This is a genomic window from Ruegeria sp. AH3, assembly GCF_056536265.1.
The window spans coordinates 1,249,264-1,266,241 of the sequence record NZ_JBQFJL010000001.1 but is presented as its reverse complement, the minus strand read 5'-3'; the positions used below and the strand labels follow the sequence as shown (position 1 = coordinate 1,266,241).

General features: G+C 56.4%; 16 protein-coding genes and 3 tRNA genes. 10 read left to right on the top strand and 9 right to left on the bottom strand.

Going from position 1 to position 16,978, the window contains the following annotated elements; all coding sequences use genetic code 11:
• Window positions 1-106 precede the first annotated feature (106 nt).
• Window positions 107-433 (top strand): hypothetical protein, encoded by a 327-nt coding sequence (locus ACR3EM_RS06295; protein WP_480469945.1) that lies wholly within the window; start codon window positions 107-109, stop codon window positions 431-433.
• A 220-nt stretch (window positions 434-653) separates the two neighbouring features.
• Here the strand turns inward: ACR3EM_RS06295 and ACR3EM_RS06290 are convergent, their stop codons facing one another.
• The 3 genes from ACR3EM_RS06290 to ACR3EM_RS06280 form a co-directional block, all read right to left on the bottom strand.
• Entirely contained in the window at window positions 654-1,016 is a 363-nt protein-coding gene (locus ACR3EM_RS06290) for an SUF system Fe-S cluster assembly protein (RefSeq protein WP_480469944.1), read from the bottom strand.
• 94 nt (window positions 1,017-1,110) lie between these two features.
• Window positions 1,111-1,389, bottom strand: a complete 279-nt coding sequence (locus tag ACR3EM_RS06285) for an NfeD family protein (RefSeq protein ID WP_480469943.1) — start codon at window positions 1,387-1,389, stop codon at window positions 1,111-1,113.
• Window positions 1,389-2,279, bottom strand: a complete 891-nt coding sequence (locus ACR3EM_RS06280) for an SPFH domain-containing protein (RefSeq protein ID WP_480469942.1) — start codon at window positions 2,277-2,279, stop codon at window positions 1,389-1,391. Before ACR3EM_RS06280 ends, ACR3EM_RS06285 begins: the two co-directional genes overlap by 1 nt.
• A gap of 175 nt (window positions 2,280-2,454) precedes the next feature.
• Here ACR3EM_RS06280 and ACR3EM_RS06275 point away from each other — a divergent pair, with 175 nt between their 5' ends.
• The 4 genes from ACR3EM_RS06275 to lon all read left to right on the top strand — a co-directional run bounded on the left by ACR3EM_RS06275 (window position 2,455) and on the right by lon (window position 7,697).
• Window positions 2,455-3,366: a nucleoside hydrolase gene (locus ACR3EM_RS06275; RefSeq protein ID WP_480469941.1), complete on the top strand. Its 912-nt coding sequence runs from the start codon at window positions 2,455-2,457 to the stop codon at window positions 3,364-3,366.
• A gap of 63 nt (window positions 3,367-3,429) precedes the next feature.
• Complete coding sequence (tgt, locus tag ACR3EM_RS06270) at window positions 3,430-4,560, top strand: tRNA guanosine(34) transglycosylase Tgt (RefSeq protein WP_480469940.1); 1,131 nt, start codon at window positions 3,430-3,432, stop codon at window positions 4,558-4,560.
• 32 nt (window positions 4,561-4,592) lie between these two features.
• A complete protein-coding gene (locus tag ACR3EM_RS06265) occupies window positions 4,593-5,054 on the top strand; it encodes a DUF6636 domain-containing protein (RefSeq protein ID WP_480469939.1) in 462 nt (153 codons plus the stop codon).
• A 234-nt stretch (window positions 5,055-5,288) separates the two neighbouring features.
• Entirely contained in the window at window positions 5,289-7,697 is a 2,409-nt protein-coding gene (lon, locus tag ACR3EM_RS06260; protein ID WP_480469938.1) for an endopeptidase La, read from the top strand.
• 34 nt (window positions 7,698-7,731) lie between these two features.
• Here lon and ACR3EM_RS06255 read toward each other — a convergent pair whose 3' ends face one another.
• Window positions 7,732-9,318, bottom strand: a complete 1,587-nt coding sequence (locus ACR3EM_RS06255; protein WP_480469937.1) for an APC family permease — start codon at window positions 9,316-9,318, stop codon at window positions 7,732-7,734.
• A gap of 174 nt (window positions 9,319-9,492) precedes the next feature.
• Between ACR3EM_RS06255 and ACR3EM_RS06250 the strand changes: the two genes are divergently transcribed.
• On the top strand, window positions 9,493-9,720 hold the full coding sequence (locus ACR3EM_RS06250; RefSeq protein ID WP_480469936.1) for a hypothetical protein: 228 nt from the start codon (window positions 9,493-9,495) through the stop codon (window positions 9,718-9,720).
• Window positions 9,721-9,761: 41 nt separating this feature from the next.
• Here the strand turns inward: ACR3EM_RS06250 and ACR3EM_RS06245 are convergent.
• Window positions 9,762-9,836: transfer RNA gene (locus tag ACR3EM_RS06245), tRNA-Val, on the bottom strand.
• A 170-nt stretch (window positions 9,837-10,006) separates the two neighbouring features.
• Here ACR3EM_RS06245 and ACR3EM_RS06240 point away from each other — a divergent pair.
• The 4 genes from ACR3EM_RS06240 (at window position 10,007) to uvrA (ending at window position 13,820) form a co-directional block, all read left to right on the top strand.
• Window positions 10,007-10,083, top strand: a tRNA-Asp gene (locus ACR3EM_RS06240).
• Between the two features lie 45 nt (window positions 10,084-10,128).
• Window positions 10,129-10,205: transfer RNA gene (locus tag ACR3EM_RS06235), tRNA-Asp, on the top strand.
• Between the two features lie 81 nt (window positions 10,206-10,286).
• Window positions 10,287-10,853: a methyltransferase domain-containing protein gene (locus ACR3EM_RS06230; protein ID WP_480469935.1), complete on the top strand. Its 567-nt coding sequence runs from the start codon at window positions 10,287-10,289 to the stop codon at window positions 10,851-10,853.
• Between the two features lie 108 nt (window positions 10,854-10,961).
• Window positions 10,962-13,820: an excinuclease ABC subunit UvrA gene (uvrA, locus tag ACR3EM_RS06225; protein ID WP_480469934.1), complete on the top strand. Its 2,859-nt coding sequence runs from the start codon at window positions 10,962-10,964 to the stop codon at window positions 13,818-13,820.
• An 18-nt stretch (window positions 13,821-13,838) separates the two neighbouring features.
• Here the strand turns inward: uvrA and ACR3EM_RS06220 are convergent, their stop codons facing one another.
• The 4 genes from ACR3EM_RS06220 to ACR3EM_RS06205 all read right to left on the bottom strand — a co-directional run bounded on the left by ACR3EM_RS06220 (window position 13,839) and on the right by ACR3EM_RS06205 (window position 16,971).
• Window positions 13,839-14,495: a site-2 protease family protein gene (locus tag ACR3EM_RS06220; protein WP_480469933.1), complete on the bottom strand. Its 657-nt coding sequence runs from the start codon at window positions 14,493-14,495 to the stop codon at window positions 13,839-13,841.
• A gap of 140 nt (window positions 14,496-14,635) precedes the next feature.
• Entirely contained in the window at window positions 14,636-14,959 is a 324-nt protein-coding gene (locus ACR3EM_RS06215) for a hypothetical protein (RefSeq protein ID WP_480469932.1), read from the bottom strand.
• Between the two features lie 95 nt (window positions 14,960-15,054).
• A complete protein-coding gene (gene mmsB, locus ACR3EM_RS06210; protein ID WP_480469931.1) occupies window positions 15,055-15,927 on the bottom strand; it encodes a 3-hydroxyisobutyrate dehydrogenase in 873 nt (290 codons plus the stop codon).
• Between the two features lie 3 nt (window positions 15,928-15,930).
• Complete coding sequence (locus ACR3EM_RS06205) at window positions 15,931-16,971, bottom strand: enoyl-CoA hydratase/isomerase family protein (RefSeq protein WP_480469930.1); 1,041 nt, start codon at window positions 16,969-16,971, stop codon at window positions 15,931-15,933.
• Window positions 16,972-16,978 lie beyond the last annotated feature (7 nt).

Sequence of the window (16,978 nt, the reverse complement as noted above, 5' to 3'; positions counted from 1 at the left end):
TCAAGAGACCGAGTGTTCAATTCCTCTGACCGCAGCGGGTTGTCATGAGGGGTCGCAAGGCTTTAGCCTGCTCTATGCGGGCAAGTTTTCAGAAAGGTAAGGACCGATGGCAGTTCAACGCTTGGTTGGTAAAAGGGCATTTGCGACCGTGATTGGGCTGGCTTTGGCTTGTCCGGCGATGGCTGCAGATGACAGCAAACGGCACCCGGTGAATTGTGCCACCGCTCCGGGTGATTTGCGCGCAATTGCGGCCGAGAAGAAGCACGCCGAGGATCAACAAGTCGAAAGTGTCGTTTCGATCTTGCCCGCCGGTGCCTTGTTGGGGCTGGTCACGGGGACCGAGAACAAGCATCTCAAGATGTTGTCGGGGGATTACATAAAGCAGCTGGACGCACGGGCGGCAGAGATTAGATCGACCTGCGGTATTGAATAGCCTGAAAAAAAGACCGCCCTCGGGCAAGGGCGGTCCGTGATCCGGGACAGGTCATATGGGGGCGGCAATCAGTCTTTTACCCGGAGCACTGACACAGTAGGGATCGTCTGTGGCAACGCGGCAAAAGTGCCGGGCTTTCATGTCGAAAACCACACGGATTGGTAACAGGCTCATAACCGTTTTATGACAAACGGAAAAAATCTGTGGATAGATGCGCGGGTTACATGAACCCAAGCTCAAGTCGGGCTTCGTCCGACATCATCTCCATGCCCCAGGGCGGCTCCCATGTCAGTTCAACGTCTACTTCCTTGACGCCTGCAACGGGCTCGATGGCCTCCACGATCCAGCCGGGCATTTCGCCTGCGACCGGGCATCCGGGGGCGGTCAGGGTCATAATGACCTTAACGGCGTTCTCGCTGGTGATATCGATCGTGTAGATCAATCCGAGGTCATAGATATTGACCGGAATCTCGGGGTCAAACACTGTCCGGCAGGCTTCGACCACGGGTTCATAAAGAGGGTGGTCGATGGTCGAAGGCGCAATCAGCGGGGTGCCTTCGAACTGTTCGCTGGGATGGGTCATTTAAGCCTCGGGTTTGTTACCTGAGAAATTATATAGGGAAAGTGTCGGGCAGCGTCCAGAGGTGCCGCAGCGCCTGTTCAGGCGCCACGACGGTTCAGTCATTGATATCGTGCTTGAAGGTTTTGACCTGACCGTGAGGCAGGGCAAACATGCGGCGCAGCACCAACCATGCGATCAGCGACAGAGCCGCGAAGATCAGCAGAAGAACCGGCAGGGAGGGCGCAAGGCCCGGGATCATCAAAATCACTCCGGTAATGGCTGCGCCGATGGCAAAGCCCAGGAAGATGAAGCCAGGCAGGGCGACTTCGAGGATGGCCAGAGCAAGCGCTCCGGCCAGCCAGATCCACCATGTCAGCCAAAAGGGATCGGCCATCATTTGCCTCCTTTCAGCATGTTAAAGGCATTGCCAAAGGCTTCAAGGGCGTTTGCGGGCACAACGATGGTCTGAGAACCGGTGCCATTGCCCAGGGCATTGAGCGCTTCCACCTGCTTAAGGGCGACCTGATACTGCGCTGCTTCCAACCCGTTGTCCTGAATGGCTTTGGCCACGACCTGCGTCGCATAAGCTTCGGCCTCAGCCGAGATACGGCGAGCCTTTGCCGTCTGTTCCGCTGCGTAAAGCTCGGCATCGGCCTGCAGCTCAACGGCGCGCTTTTGACCTTCAGCCTCGGTGACCTGCGCACGGCGGGCACGCTCGGCGTTCAACTGTTGCAGCATCGCGTCGCGGGTGGCCTGATCGAGGTTCACATCCAGAATCTCGGCACGGGTCACTTCGATACCCCAGTCATCGACAGCGGTTTCGACGCTTTCCTGAATGCGTTCAATCAGTTGTGCGCGGTTCGACTGCACCTCATCCAGATCCATCTTACCGATTTCCGCACGCACGATACCAGCCACGGTTGTGGCAATTGCGCCGTCTACATCGCGGATGCGATAGACCGTCTTTTCAGGTTCCAGAATACGGTAAAATACCGAGGTATCGATCTGCACCAGAACGTTGTCCTTAGTGATCGCGTCCTGCGTTGCATTCGGCAACTGACGCTCAAGGATGGATATCTTGTGGCGGGCAACATCAAGAAATGGAACGATAAAATTGATCCCGGGCCCAAGCACAGAATGTAGGCGACCGAACCGTTCGACCACGTATTTCTCTGATTGTGGCACGATCTTGATGCCTTTGAAGATGACAATAGCAATTAGCGCCGCCGCCAGCAGGTAGATAATGTTCGATGTAAGCAGTCCGATAATCTGGTCTTCTGTCATACTGTCCTCATTATTTGTGTACTATAGTATACATTTGGGGATTGAGTCGCCCGATTTCAACTCTGGTATGGATTGTGAGGGCAGGAATGCAAGTCTTTGAAAGCGTTAATACCGGGCGGAATTTCCATGCTGTGGCCGCTTTGCATCCCGCGTGTGTTTGCGATATCCGGCAGGGATGAAACTGATTATCGACACAGACCCCGGTATCGACGACGCAATGGCGATCGCTTATGCCGCCGCGGCTTCCGAAATTGACCTGATCGGCCTGACAACCGTGTTCGGCAATACGCATGTGAATCAGTCCAGTCGCAATGCGCGGTTTCTTGTGGACAAACTGAGGCTGAGCATTCCGGTGGCAGAAGGGGCGCCTTATGCGCTTGGTGAAACCGCGCATTCGCCATCAGAGCATGTGCACGGTCCCGAAGGCTTTGGTGATCTGACGGAAATTGAAGATATCGGTCAGAACCATCCGTTGCCTGCGGCTGAATTTCTTGTCGAAATGGCACGCGCGCATCGAGAAGAGCTGGTGGTTTGCGCGGTTGGTCCGTTGACCAATATTGCGGATGCGATGCGCCTGGATCCTGAATTCGCGGGCAACCTTGGTAAATTGGTCATTATGGGCGGTGCTGTTTTCTGTCCGGGCAATATCACCGAACATGCCGAGGCGAATATATATCATGACGCCAAAGCCGCCGATGAAGTGTTTGCGGCGCCACCGCCTACGGTGCTTGTGGGCTTGGACGTTACTCTGAAGACGCTCTACGAAACCGCCGATTTTGAAGCTCTGGCCGAACGTTCCCCGGATATGGGCGGCTTTCTGCGTGATATCTCGCGGTTCTATCTGAGGTTTTACAAAGAGGTCGGGGGCCTTGAAGGCTGCGGTCTGCATGACTCGACGGCTGTTATCGCCTGCACGCATGAACCGATGTTCGAGGTTGTTGAAACGGGTTTGCACGTGGCGCTTGATGGGCCTGAAATTGGCGCGACGCGACCGAATTCCTCACGACCACCTGTAAGGGTCTGCCGCGATGTGGATGGAGCAGGGGTCGTGCGCCTGTTTACCGAGCGCGTGGCCTCGCTGCCCTGACGGGTTGCATTGCACCTGTAGATCGGGCAAAGCCTGCCCGGTTCAGCGACCCAAGGCGATGACATGACTCAGCGATTTTCTTTCGATCTGAAAGCCACCGACGGTAAGGCTCGTACCGGTGTGATCAACACGCCACGCGGCGGGGTGCGAACGCCCGCGTTTATGCCTGTCGGTACGGCCGCGACGGTCAAAGCGATGATGCCCGAAAGCGTGCGCGCGACGGGTGCTGATATTCTGCTGGGCAACACTTACCATCTGATGTTGCGCCCCACGGCCGAGCGGATCGATCGATTGGGCGGTTTGCACAAGTTCATGAACTGGGACCGTCCCATCCTTACGGATTCGGGCGGGTTTCAGGTGATGTCGCTGGCGGGTCTGCGCAAGCTGACTGAAAAGGGCGTCACCTTTAAGTCTCACGTGGATGGCTCCAAGCATGAATTGACCCCCGAACGGTCGATGGAAATCCAACGCCTGTTGGGTTCGGACATTGTCATGTGTTTCGATGAATGCCCGGCGCTGCCGGCAGATCGCGACCGGATCGCCGAATCCATGCGCCTGTCGATGCGGTGGGCCGAGCGGTCGCGCGAGGCGTTCGGGGACCGCCCCGGTCACGCTCTGTTCGGGATTATGCAGGGCGGGCTGGAGCAGGATCTGCGTGAAGAAAGTGCCGAGGCGCTCAAGGCGATCGGGTTCGAAGGTTACGCCATCGGCGGTCTTGCCGTGGGTGAGGGGCAGGAGGCGATGTTTGACTGCCTCGATTATGCGCCCGAGTTTCTGCCGCAAGACAGGCCGCGCTATCTGATGGGAGTGGGCAAACCGGATGACATCGCCGGTGCTGTCGCGCGTGGCGTGGATATGATGGATTGCGTCCTGCCGTCCCGCTCTGGCCGCACGGGGCAGGTGTTCACACGCTATGGTGTGGTCAACATAAAGAATGCCCGTCATGCCGACGACCCGCGTCCGCTGGACGAGCAGTGCAGCTGTCCGGCGTGCTCGAACTACTCTCGGGCCTACCTGCACCACGTGTTTCGCTCGAATGAGATGATCTCGGGCATGCTGCTGACCTGGCATAACCTGCATTATTTTCAGGAAATCATGCAGGGCATGCGCGACGCGATTGCATCCGGCACGTTTGCCGACTGGCAGGCTCAATTCCACGCACAGCGCGAGCAAGGTGATATCGAGCCACTTTGATCACAGTGACAAACAGAGCATTTTCTGTTATTATGACGACATTCTATTTCAGAAAATTTTCTTGTTTTGTTCAGGAGGACTCAATGCCTCGTTTTATTGCTATTTTTGCATCTTTTTGTCTGCTCTCTGCCGCACACGCCGATGTTTGGACGTTTGAAACACCATCTGAGAACATCCAATGTGTAGTGGGGCAGGAGCCCGGAACGTCGGACCTGTCCTGCACTATCATTGAACGGTCAGGCGCACCGGCGCTGCCCAAACCTGCCGATTGCAACTCGGATTGGGGGCATGATTTCTTTATGACCAACCAAGGTGCGGTGAGAATGCTGTGCCAACCAGTCAACCAGTCTCGCGATGGGTTTGACCGTGCAGATTACGGGGCTACCGGACAGTTTGGCGGATTTGTCTGTCACTCGTCCAAGAAGGGATTGGAGTGCAGGAATGAGGTCGGTCACGGTTTCTTCCTGTCACGTGCCAAACAAAGGATATTTTGACGCTGAATTGAGCTCATTACGTCCACGATGATGGGCTGGGATCGCAAAAACGGTGGATATGTGCGCACGACGCCTTGCAGTCGCCAAATCATCGGGTCATGCTACTTCACGACAGGTGGCGATGAGGTTGAAATGGGGGAACAGGTGCCCCACCTTAATCGTCCAAGACAGGAGACGGCCAAAGGTTGCCTGAATTAGGGACTGGTGCCGTCTTGCCAATGATAAGGATAGAGCATGCAAGAGCCTCTGAATTCCTCATACCCCGTTCTGCCGCTGCGCGACATCGTGGTGTTCCCACATATGATCGTGCCGCTGTTCGTGGGCCGAGACAAATCGGTCCGCGCGCTGGAAGAGGTGATGCAGGATGACAAGCAAATTCTGTTGTCCAGCCAAATGGACCCCAGCGATGATGATCCGGATATGGACGGAATCTACCGTTCGGGTGTGCTGGCCAATGTGCTGCAACTGCTGAAGCTGCCTGATGGCACCGTTAAGGTGCTGGTCGAGGGGCAGGCGCGGGTGCAGATCACCGAATTCCTTGAGAACGAAGACTTCTTCGAAGCCCGTGCCGAGTATCTGACCGAGATTCCCGGTGATGTCACAACGACCGAGGCGCTGCTGCGTACCGTCGCCGATGAGTTCGAGCGCTATGCAAAAGTGCGCAAGAATATTCCCGAAGAAGCGCTGGCCGCAGTGGGTGAAACCACCGAGCCTGCGAAACTGGCCGACCTCGTATCGGGTCACCTCGGCATTGAAGTTGAACAAAAGCAGGAATTGCTGGAGACGCTCTCGGTCAGCGAGCGGCTTGAGAAGGTCTATGGCCTGATGCAGGGCGAAATGTCCGTTCTGCAGGTCGAGAAAAAGATCAAGACCCGCGTCAAAACCCAGATGGAGAAGACGCAGCGCGAGTATTATCTGAATGAGCAGATGAAGGCCATTCAGAAGGAACTTGGCGATGGCGAGGACGGCTCGAATGAAGTCGCCGAGCTGGAAGCCAAGATCAATGAGACCAAGCTGTCGAAAGAGGCGCGCGAGAAGGCGGATGGTGAGCTGAAGAAGCTCAAGAATATGTCGCCCATGTCGGCCGAGGCCACGGTCGTGCGCAACTATCTGGACTGGATCCTGTCGCTGCCGTGGGGCACCAAATCCCGCGTCAAAAAGGATCTGGGCCGCGCGCAGGACATTCTGGACGCCGATCATTATGGGCTTGAGAAGGTCAAAGAGCGGATCGTCGAGTATCTGGCGGTTCAGCAACGCTCGAAAAAGCTGAAAGGCCCGATCCTGTGCCTTGTTGGACCTCCGGGCGTGGGTAAAACCTCGCTGGGTAAGTCCGTTGCGAAAGCGACGGGGCGCGAGTTCATTCGCATCTCGCTGGGTGGTGTGCGCGATGAATCCGAGATCCGCGGTCACCGCCGGACCTATATCGGTTCGATGCCTGGTAAGATCATTCAGGCGCTGAAAAAGGCGAAGACTACGAACCCTCTCATCCTGCTCGACGAGATCGACAAGATGGGGCAGGACTTCCGTGGCGATCCGGCTTCGGCAATGCTTGAGGTGTTGGATCCGGAACAGAACAGCACGTTCATGGACCACTATCTTGAGGTCGAATATGACCTGTCCAACGTGATGTTCCTGACCACGTCGAACAGCTATAACATGCCCGGGCCTCTGCTGGACCGGATGGAGATCATCCCGCTGGCCGGTTACACCGAAGAGGAAAAGAGCGAGATCGCCAAGCAGCACCTGATCGGCAAGCAGGTCAAGAACCATGGCCTCAAGGCCAAGGAATTTGAGCTGACTGATGAGGCGTTGCAAAAGATGATCCGTACCTACACCCGTGAGGCGGGCGTGCGGAACCTTGAACGTGAGATCGCCAAAGTTGCACGGAAATCGTTGACCAAGATCATCAAGAAAGAGGCGGAAACCGTGAAGGTGACGCCTGATAATCTGGATGATTTCCTTGGTGTGCCCAAGTTCCGCTATGGTCTTGCTGAACAGGACGATCAGGTTGGTGTCGTCACCGGTCTGGCCTGGACATCGGTCGGTGGTGATCTGCTGCATATCGAGGCGCTGAAACTGCCCGGTAAGGGGCGGATGAAAACCACGGGTAAGCTGGGCGATGTGATGAAGGAATCCATCGATGCGGCCTCGTCCTACGTTCGGTCGATTTCTCCCAAGATCGGGGTGAAGCCGCCTCAGTTCGACAAGCTGGACATCCACGTCCACGTTCCTGACGGGGCGACGCCCAAGGATGGTCCAAGCGCTGGTCTGGCGATGGTCACGTCGATCGTTTCGGTGCTGACCGGTATTCCGGTGCGCAAGGACATCGCCATGACAGGCGAGGTTTCGCTGCGCGGCAATGCGATGCCGATTGGTGGGTTGAAAGAGAAACTGCTCGCGGCCCTGCGTGGCGGGATCAAGACCGTGCTCATTCCCGAAGAGAATGAGAAGGACTTGGCGGATATCCCCGACAACGTGAAAGAGGGGCTGGAGATCATTCCGGTCGAGCACGTCTCGGAAGTTCTGGAGCATTCATTGGTTCGCGAACCCGAGCCGATTGAATGGGACGAAGCTGCCGAGGAGGCCGCTGCAGCTGCGGCCAAGGTGGCCGAGGGTGCCGGCCCCTCTGCAACAGCCCATTGAACAAACTTAAAAGGCGGGTCTTAACCCGCCTTTTTTACAGCCCGATCACCGGTTCAGCCGGACCCAGCAGTTCTTCTTCCGCGATGTAGGCCTGGAATTTCTCATCAGACAGCGAAGATCGAACTGCGAGGGCAAAGACCACCACGGAAAACACCGCACATAGCAGGATATCCCAGCCAAACGGGATTTGCTTCAGAGCGCCATCGCCGAATTGCCCAAGGTATGAAATCAATCCCAGTCCGCCAAAATAAGGCACCAGCCAGAGTGCCTCGGTGGCATCCATTTCATCCAGCTTGTTGTGAAAGCGGGCGAGCAACAGCACCATCCCGATGACCAGAGCTATGCCCAGCCTCCAGACAGTGTCCCAGCCGCTCCAGTAGACAACGAGAGTCGAGATCGCGAAGGCCGTGGCACCAACAAGCTTGACCGCAGGCACCCGGATGGAGCGAGGGCGATCGGGCAACAGTTCTCTGAGGCAGACAACGGCGATCGGACCGACCGCAAAGGAAAGAACGATTGCGGCTCCGTTCAGGGCGATAACGGTCGTGAATGGGACAGTGAGCAGAAACACCATGCCGATCAGGAAGTTCAGCGCCAGTGCCCATAGGGGCACCCCGAATTTGGACAGGATCTGAAGGCGTTTTGGCAAGAAGCCGTTCTTTGACAACGCAAGCGCGATCCGGGCGTTCGAACCAGTCGCGACAAGTCCGTTGCCAAAAGGACCAACTACTGAGCCGACATTCAATAAGCTCAGAAACCACACGATGCCCACGGACATGATGATGGCGTCAAGCGGACCTTGCCCCCCAAAGTCGAGGCTTGCCCAACCATTGCTGATCATCGACGGATCCAAAGCGCCGATAAATGCGATCTGCAAGCCGATATAGATCAGCGCGCAGAGTATGATTGAAAGCACCAGAGCAGCCGGTATCGCGAATTTCGGATTGCGTACTTCGCCAGCCATGTCGACCACGTGCCGGAAACCGATGAAGGAGAAGATCACACCTCCGGTCGATACGGCCGCCATGATCCCCTTGAGGCCGTAGGGGGCAAACCCGTCCGGCGTGGTCAGATTCTGCGCATCAAACCGGGTGAGGACCAGAAGGATAGAAAGAAAGATCGGTATCGCGATCTTGGCCCAGGTCAGCACGGCGTTCACTTGGGCAAAAAATCGAACACCCAATGCGTTCACCGCCACAAACAGCAACATGAAAAGCAGCGCCACGAGAATACCCGCTCCGGTCAGGTCTCCGGTATCGGCCGAATGCAGCCAGGGGGCATATGGCGCGAGGTATTTCAGCATTGCCTCGACCTCGATCGGGGCGGTGGTGTTATAGCCGATCCAGGCAGTCCACCCCATCGCTATGGATACGATATTGCCATGCGAAAACTGGGGAACCCGCGCGATCCCACCCGGTATGGGCAGCATGGCCGAGATCTCGGCAAAGGTGATTGCCAATATGAACATTGCGACAGCGCCAATGATCCAGGAAAGGATCGCAGCGGGCCCTGCGTGTTGAACCGCGAGAAGGGGCCCGAACAGCCAGCCAGAGCCGATGATGCCACCGACCGATATGAAGGTCAGGCCGACAAGACCGATTTCACGCTTGAGTTTCGCCATGCCATTTTCCCGACTGCGTATCTGGCAACCTTAGGCAGATCGCGGGATTTCTGACAAGCTTCGGGAAACAGGGGGAAATCTCTGCCGTGCCGACATTGGGCTTTGTCGAAAAGGGTGGAAAACACTGTTCGCCTGTTGCACGCTGATGATCTGCCCACGTCAGGAGGATGCCTCATGCCCCAATATAACGACCTGTTTGAGCTATCTGTCAGCGATATTGATCTCATTGAAGAGGCCATGCGCCAGACGATCACCTCAAAGTCGCTGGAACCTGCGGACGAGACAAGCGAAGACCGTGCAGCGCGTGAGGATTTTGTGCGGCGTATGCACGACCTACTGGGGCGGTTGCATGATCAGAAGATATTCTATCGTCCGCGAAAGGGTGTATATGTCGGCGGTTAGAAGGGAGCGACGCCAGCTTTTCAGAACGGGATTGGGAAAGATGGTGGGTGATAAGAGATTTGAACTCCTGACATCTTCGATGTGAACGAAGCGCTCTACCACTGAGCTAATCACCCGTGACGCAGGCTCTTATAGTCAGATCAGGTCTTGCGCAAGGTTATTCGCCCCGTTCGAGATGGTCGTTCTGGAAAAAATCAGTATCGGGCAAAAAACTTCAAAACGCCGCTTGACGCTGCCCGACCGGGGCCATAATACACCCCAACGTTCAGCAATGAACGTGCAGCGGGCGGTTGTAGCTCAGTTGGTTAGAGTACCGGCCTGTCACGCCGGGGGTCGCGGGTTCGAGCCCCGTCAACCGCGCCATCGCTGCACTCCTTGGTCCAGGTCAAAGGCCACGAAAATAGATGCGCGGTTGTAGCTCAGTTGGTTAGAGTACCGGCCTGTCACGCCGGGGGTCGCGGGTTCGAGCCCCGTCAACCGCGCCACTTTTCCCCGAAATTTTAAAATGAACGCTGACAATCACGCAGCGTCGTGCTGTATTGCCGCGAAATCAACCGAGGGCTGCAGTGACTAGTCTGAACAGAGTGATCATGGCGCGGCGCAGCCGTGAGTGGATACGTAAGTTGAAGCCATCAAAGCTGGATGCGGTAGAGATATCCGGGTCGTGGGGTAATCAGTTCGGGTTTCGCAGTTATGAGCAGGTCTGGCGCAATGACCATGATATCTGCCGAGGGCCTTTGCTGGACGAGCAGGGAGAGGTCCAGACGTTTGATCTAGTTCTTGCCAATCAGGTCTGGGAGCATCTAGACCGCCCCTTTGAGGCTACACTGAACGTTCAAGAGATGTTGCGGCCTAGTGGTTATTTCTGGCTGGCGGTTCCGTTCTTCGTCCCATTCCACGCAGCCCCTCACGATTGTTCGCGCTGGTCCGAACGCGGGCTGCGCAATCTGCTGACCGAGTGTGGATTTGATCCCGCAGATATCCGGGCTGAACAATGGGGAAACCGTCAGGCGGCACTTCGAAACCTAGAACCCGACTGGCCTCCGGTCTATGAGCCCGAGACAGATAGCCTGGATAATGACCCGGCCTTTCCGATTTGTGCCTGGGCCTTGGCGCGCAAATCCGAAGGTTAAAACAGGATTGACTGAAAATCCGCCTGTTCATATTTTGTTCTAACTTTTTGGTTGGAGACTCACCGTCGCTCGCCTATTTCTGATAGGCACTGGTTGTTGGGGGCCGAAATGGCTGAGCTGAAGAATATCGAGGTGCGCGGCGCGCGCGAACATAACCTCAAGAGCATCGATGTCGACATTCCGCGGGATCAGCTGGTGGTGATCACCGGCCTGTCGGGCTCTGGCAAGTCTTCGCTGGCGTTTGACACGATTTATGCCGAGGGCCAGCGCCGCTATGTCGAAAGCCTGTCGGCCTACGCGCGCCAGTTCCTCGACATGATGGAAAAGCCCGATGTGGATCACATCAGCGGTCTGAGCCCCGCGATTTCGATTGAGCAGAAGACAACCTCGAAAAACCCCCGTTCGACAGTGGGCACCGTAACCGAGATCTACGATTATCTGCGACTGCTCTTCGCCCGCGCCGGAACGCCCTACAGCCCGGCCACAGGGTTACCGATTGAGGCGCAGCAGGTGCAGGACATGGTCGACCGGATCATGACGATGGAGGAGGGCACGCGCGGCTATCTGCTGGCGCCCATCGTGCGGGACCGGAAGGGTGAGTACAAAAAGGAGTTCCTTGAGCTGCGCAAGCAGGGGTTCCAGCGCGTCAAAGTGGATGGTGAGTTCTACGAACTGGATGAACCACCAACGTTAGACAAGAAGTTTCGTCATGACATCGATGTCGTGGTCGATCGTCTGGTGGTGCGCGAAGGCATGGAAACGCGCTTGGCCGATAGCTTGCGCACTGCCTTGGATCTGGCCGACGGGATTGCGATTCTCGAAACGGCCCCGAAAGAGGGTGACCCGGAGCGTATCACGTTCAGCGAGAATTTTGCCTGTCCTGTCAGTGGTTTCACAATCCCTGAGATCGAGCCACGCTTGTTTTCATTCAATGCTCCGTTTGGCGCGTGCCCGGATTGTGATGGGCTTGGCGTCGAGCTGTTCTTTGACGAACGCCTTGTGGTGCCGGATCAGACGTTAAAGCTGTATGACGGTGCCTTGGCACCTTGGCGCAAGGGAAAGTCACCATATTTCCTGCAAACCATCGAAGCCATCGCGCGGCATTACGAGTTCGACAAGAACACGCCGTGGAAAGACCTGCCCAAGAACGTGCAGCAGGTATTTCTGCGCGGGTCGGGCGATGAAGAAATCCAGTTCCGTTATGATGAAGGTGGCCGCGTTTATCAGGTCACCCGCACCTTTGAGGGCGTCATTCCCAATATGGAACGCCGTTATAGGGAAACAGACAGCGCGTGGATTCGGGAGGAGTTCGAGCGGTACCAGAACAACCGTCCTTGCGGCACATGCGAGGGGTATCGTCTACGGGCTGAGGCTCTGGCTGTGAAGATTGCTGGCCTGCATGTGGGGCAGGTGGTTGAGATGTCGATCCGCGAAGCGCTTGCATGGGTTGAGGATGCGCCCAACCATCTGAGCACGCAGAAAAACGAGATTGCTCGTGCGATTCTGAAGGAAATTCGCGAACGCCTCGGATTTCTAAATAACGTGGGTTTGGAATATCTTACGCTATCACGTTCGAGTGGCACCCTGTCTGGTGGTGAGAGCCAACGCATCCGCTTGGCCAGTCAGATCGGCTCGGGCCTGACCGGAGTTTTGTACGTGCTGGACGAGCCATCAATCGGCCTGCACCAACGTGACAATGACCGGCTGCTGGGTACGCTCAAGAACCTGCGCGACCAGGGCAACACCGTCATCGTCGTGGAGCATGATGAGGAGGCCATTCGCGAGGCTGACTACGTCTTCGATATCGGCCCCGGGGCCGGGGTGCATGGCGGGCAGGTGGTCAGTCACGGTACGCCGGATCACATTGCCGGAGATGCAGCCTCGATTACGGGCCAGTATTTGTCGGGCACGCGTGAGATTGCGGTGCCATCCGAGCGGCGGAAGGGCAAGAAACAGAAGGTGACGGTGGTCAAGGCGACCGGAAACAACCTCAAGAACGTGACGGCCGAGTTTCCGTTAGGCAAGTTTGTTTGCGTGACCGGTGTGTCCGGTGGCGGCAAGTCGACGCTGACCATCGAGACCCTGTTCAAGACCGCGTCGATGCGATTGAACGGAGCGCGGCAAACACCTGCACCCTGCGAAACGATCAAGGGGCTGGAACATCTGGACAAGGTGATTGATATCGATCAACGCCCGATTGGGCGGACTCCGCGTTCGAATCCAGCAACTTATACCGGGGCCTTCACCCCGATCCGTGACTGGTTTGCCGGTTTACCCGAAGCGAAGGCTCGCGGGTATAAACCCGGTCGCTTCAGCTTCAACGTCAAAGGTGGGCGTTGTGAGGCCTGCCAGGGCGACGGCGTTATCAAGATCGAGATGCACTTTCTGCCCGACGTCTATGTCACCTGCGAAACTTGCAAAGGCGCGCGCTACAATCGCGAGACCCTCGAAATCAAGTTCAAGGGCAAGTCCATCGCGGATGTGCTTGATATGACTGTGGAAGATGCTCAGGAATTCTTCAAGGCCGTGCCGTCGATCCGGGACAAGATGGATGCGTTGGCGCGAGTCGGGCTGGGCTATATCAAGGTTGGACAACAGGCTACGACCTTGTCGGGTGGTGAAGCTCAACGGGTGAAGCTGTCGAAAGAACTGTCAAAGCGTTCGACGGGACGAACGCTCTATATTCTTGATGAGCCCACGACCGGTCTGCATTTTGAAGACGTACGTAAGTTATTGGAAGTGCTCCATGAGCTGGTAGATCAGGGCAACACGGTTGTTGTGATTGAACACAATCTGGACGTTGTAAAAACCGCAGACTGGATCATCGATATCGGTCCCGAAGGTGGCGACGGAGGAGGGCAGATCGTGGCAGAAGGTACGCCGGAAGACGTCGCAGAATGCGAACGTAGCCATACTGGCCGATACCTCAAACCGATGCTGAATGCCGAGCGTGTGGCCGCCGAATAGTCTGTGGCCAATCGGGGATTAATATTGTGCGTATCGCGCCATATACCAATGGCGAAGAATCGGCGGGAAGAACAAAAAGACGAAACCGAAGCTGACATATGCAAAGACCATCAGCGGTACCCACAAAAACACTCCGATCAACCCGACAAACCCGGCAATGCGCGTTGCTGCACGGGGCGGTAAGAACCGGTGCAGCACGGCATGAAACAAACGCCCGCCATCCAATGGCATAAGGGGCAGCAGGTTGAAGAGTGCCAGCCAGAGATTCAGGTCTGCCGTTACCGTCAGGATCCACGAAAGATTTGGTGAAGTGACGAATGGTTCCAGCAACGAGCACGAAGCCCATAGCGTAAGATTCACGATCGGGCCCATGGCTACGATCAATTCGTCTTCGTAAGAAGTGGTTGAGCGGCGGTGCTCACAATACCCGCCACCTCCATACAACACGATGCGTTTGACCGGCACATCCTGCACCAGACACCCCCAGGCGTGCCCTAGCTCATGCAGCAGGATGGAGCCCAGAAGAATGGCCACAAACCCCAATGCGTAAGGCAAAGTCTCGGGATCAAAGCTGAATCCAACGATGATCAAGACCAAAAAGATCAGGCTTTGATGAAATTCTATCGGGACATTCCACGGGCCTCGAAACTGAAAAATCGCGCCGTCGTTACTCATGCATAATCCTCACAACAATGAGGAACTTGCTGACGTAAGATTGCGTCAAAATTTGGGAATTATCCCTATAGTTGTGTAATTTATGGCTGTTTCGAAAAACTTCAAAACAGAGTTACACGACCCCCCCTTGGTGCCGGGGTTCAGTTCAGGATGTCGACGACAGCGCCAATCAGGTTCAGGACTTTGCGTGTTTCGGGATCAACACGATATACATAATCCCCTGCGCGCAGGTAGTAATCATTGCGGTTCAGACCATACCGATAGGGATTGTCAATCCAACGGTAATCCCGCGCGATGAACTCTCCATTGCGATAGATCTTTTTGGCCTGCCCCGGAGGAACGCAGGGCACGGATTTCTTGGCCAGGCCCGGCGGGCAATGCCCGCCTTTGTTTTTGGCGATAGCCACGCCAGGGGCCAAGGCCAGCGCAGCAAGTGTCGCAGTCGTTACCAGAAATTTCGTCATGATACGGTCCTTTGGCCTTTTGGCTGTGCCTGTATCATCCAGATGGTGGCATGCCCAATGGCTTTCAATCCGTTGGGCAAAACGCCGCCGAGATCTTACTTTCGGCCGCGCGTTTCGAACCGAGGTAGCATCGCGCTGAAGTCGCGGCCCAGACCGTTTTCCTGTTCGACAAACTGCTCATACAGAGCGGTGGCGACCTGTCCCATTGGCGTGTCAGCATCGGCGCTGTCCGCCGCCTGCTGGCTTAGCCGCAAGTCCTTGAGCATCAGCTCAGCCGCGAAGCCGGGTTGATAGTCGTTGTCTGCCGGGCTTTGCGGCCCGACACCGGGTGCGGGGCAATAGGCATTCATCGTCCAGCTATAGCCAGATGAGGTGCTGACCACGTCAAACATCTTTTGCCGGTCCAGCCCGAGCTTATCGGCCAGCGCGAAGGCCTCGCAGGTGGCTATCATGGTAACGCCAAGGATCATGTTGTTGCAGATCTTGGCGGCTTGACCGGCACCGGCCTCACCACAGTGGACCGCTTTCTGACCCATGATGTCGAACAGGGGGGCAGCCTTGGCAAAGGCGTCGTCAGAACCGCCGGCCATGAAGGTCAAGGTTCCTGCAGCCGCCCCACCGATCCCGCCGGATACAGGCGCATCAACGGCCCGAAGACCTGCATCGGAAGCCTGCTGTGCCACGGCGCGCGCGCTGTCGACATCTACGGTTGAGCAATCGATGAGTACCGCACCTTGGGTCATCGCCGGGATGACCTCATCCGCAACCGCCCGCAGGATCTGCCCGTTGGGCAGCATTGTGATGACAGCTTCTGCGGTTGCAGCGGCTTCGGCCCCAGATGAGGCCATGGTCACGCCCTCAACGGTCACATCGGCCTGATCGAAGCCGACCACATCATGCCCGGCAGCCGCCAGATTCGCCGCCATCGGAGCGCCCATGTTGCCCAGTCCAATGAATGCAATTTTCATCTCTTATTCCTCCGAAAAACTCAGCGCGCTTTCGCCCAAAGGCTGCAGCATGTTTGCGACCGCTACTGCAGGTACGTTCATATCGGCAAATTGCCAGCGCGGGTTGCGATCCTTGTCAATGATCTGCGCGCGGATGCCTTCCAGAAAATCACCGTGCTCCATCGCGCGATAAGTAAAGCGATACTCCATATCCAAAGCCCTACGCATCGTCAGGTTTGCTCCGCGCAGCCGATGCAGCATTTCGACAGTACAGGCCATCGAAATCGGAGAATTCCGTTTGAGGCCGTCGAGAATTTTCGTCGAAAATTCTTTGCCGTCGCTGCGTAGACCATTCAGAATATCGGTCAGGCTTTCACCGTCGAAGAAGGCATCGATCTGCGGTTGTATATCGGCCAGTGTTCCCTCGGGTGGTGTATCAACGTGCTCTTCGATGACGTTCGCGCGGCCTGAAGCCTCCAGGAGTTCGATAAGGTCCGGCCAACGGTCTTGCGGAATGAAGTGATCGGCAAAGCCCGCATATATGGCATCTGCGGGGCCCATGCGATGGCCGGTTGTGCCCAGATATTCACCCAGACGCCCAGGGGCCAGAGCCAGCATCAGCGAGCCGCCCACATCCGGGATAAGGCCGATCGAGCATTCCGGCATTGATATCTTTGAGCTTTCGCCAACGATGCGATGACTACCATGGCAACCGATGCCCACACCGCCCCCCATGGTGAAACCCTGCAGGAAGCTGATCACCGGTTTGGGATACTCAAAAATCATCGCGTTCAGTCGGTATTCGTCGCGCCAGAATGTGCGGCCGTAGTCGTAATCTCCCTTGGTTCCGGTGGCATAAAGGTCGGCAATGTCGCCGCCGGCGCAGAATGCTTTATCGCCTTCGGCATCAAAGATGATCAGGTCGACTGCATCATCCTCACGCCAGTTACGCAGGGCGGTGTCGATGGCCATGCACATCTCATAGCTCATCGCATTCAAGGCTTTTGGACGTGTCAGAGTAATGCGCCCGGCGCGCCCCACGGTGCGGATGTCAATGTCAGCCATAAGGTCC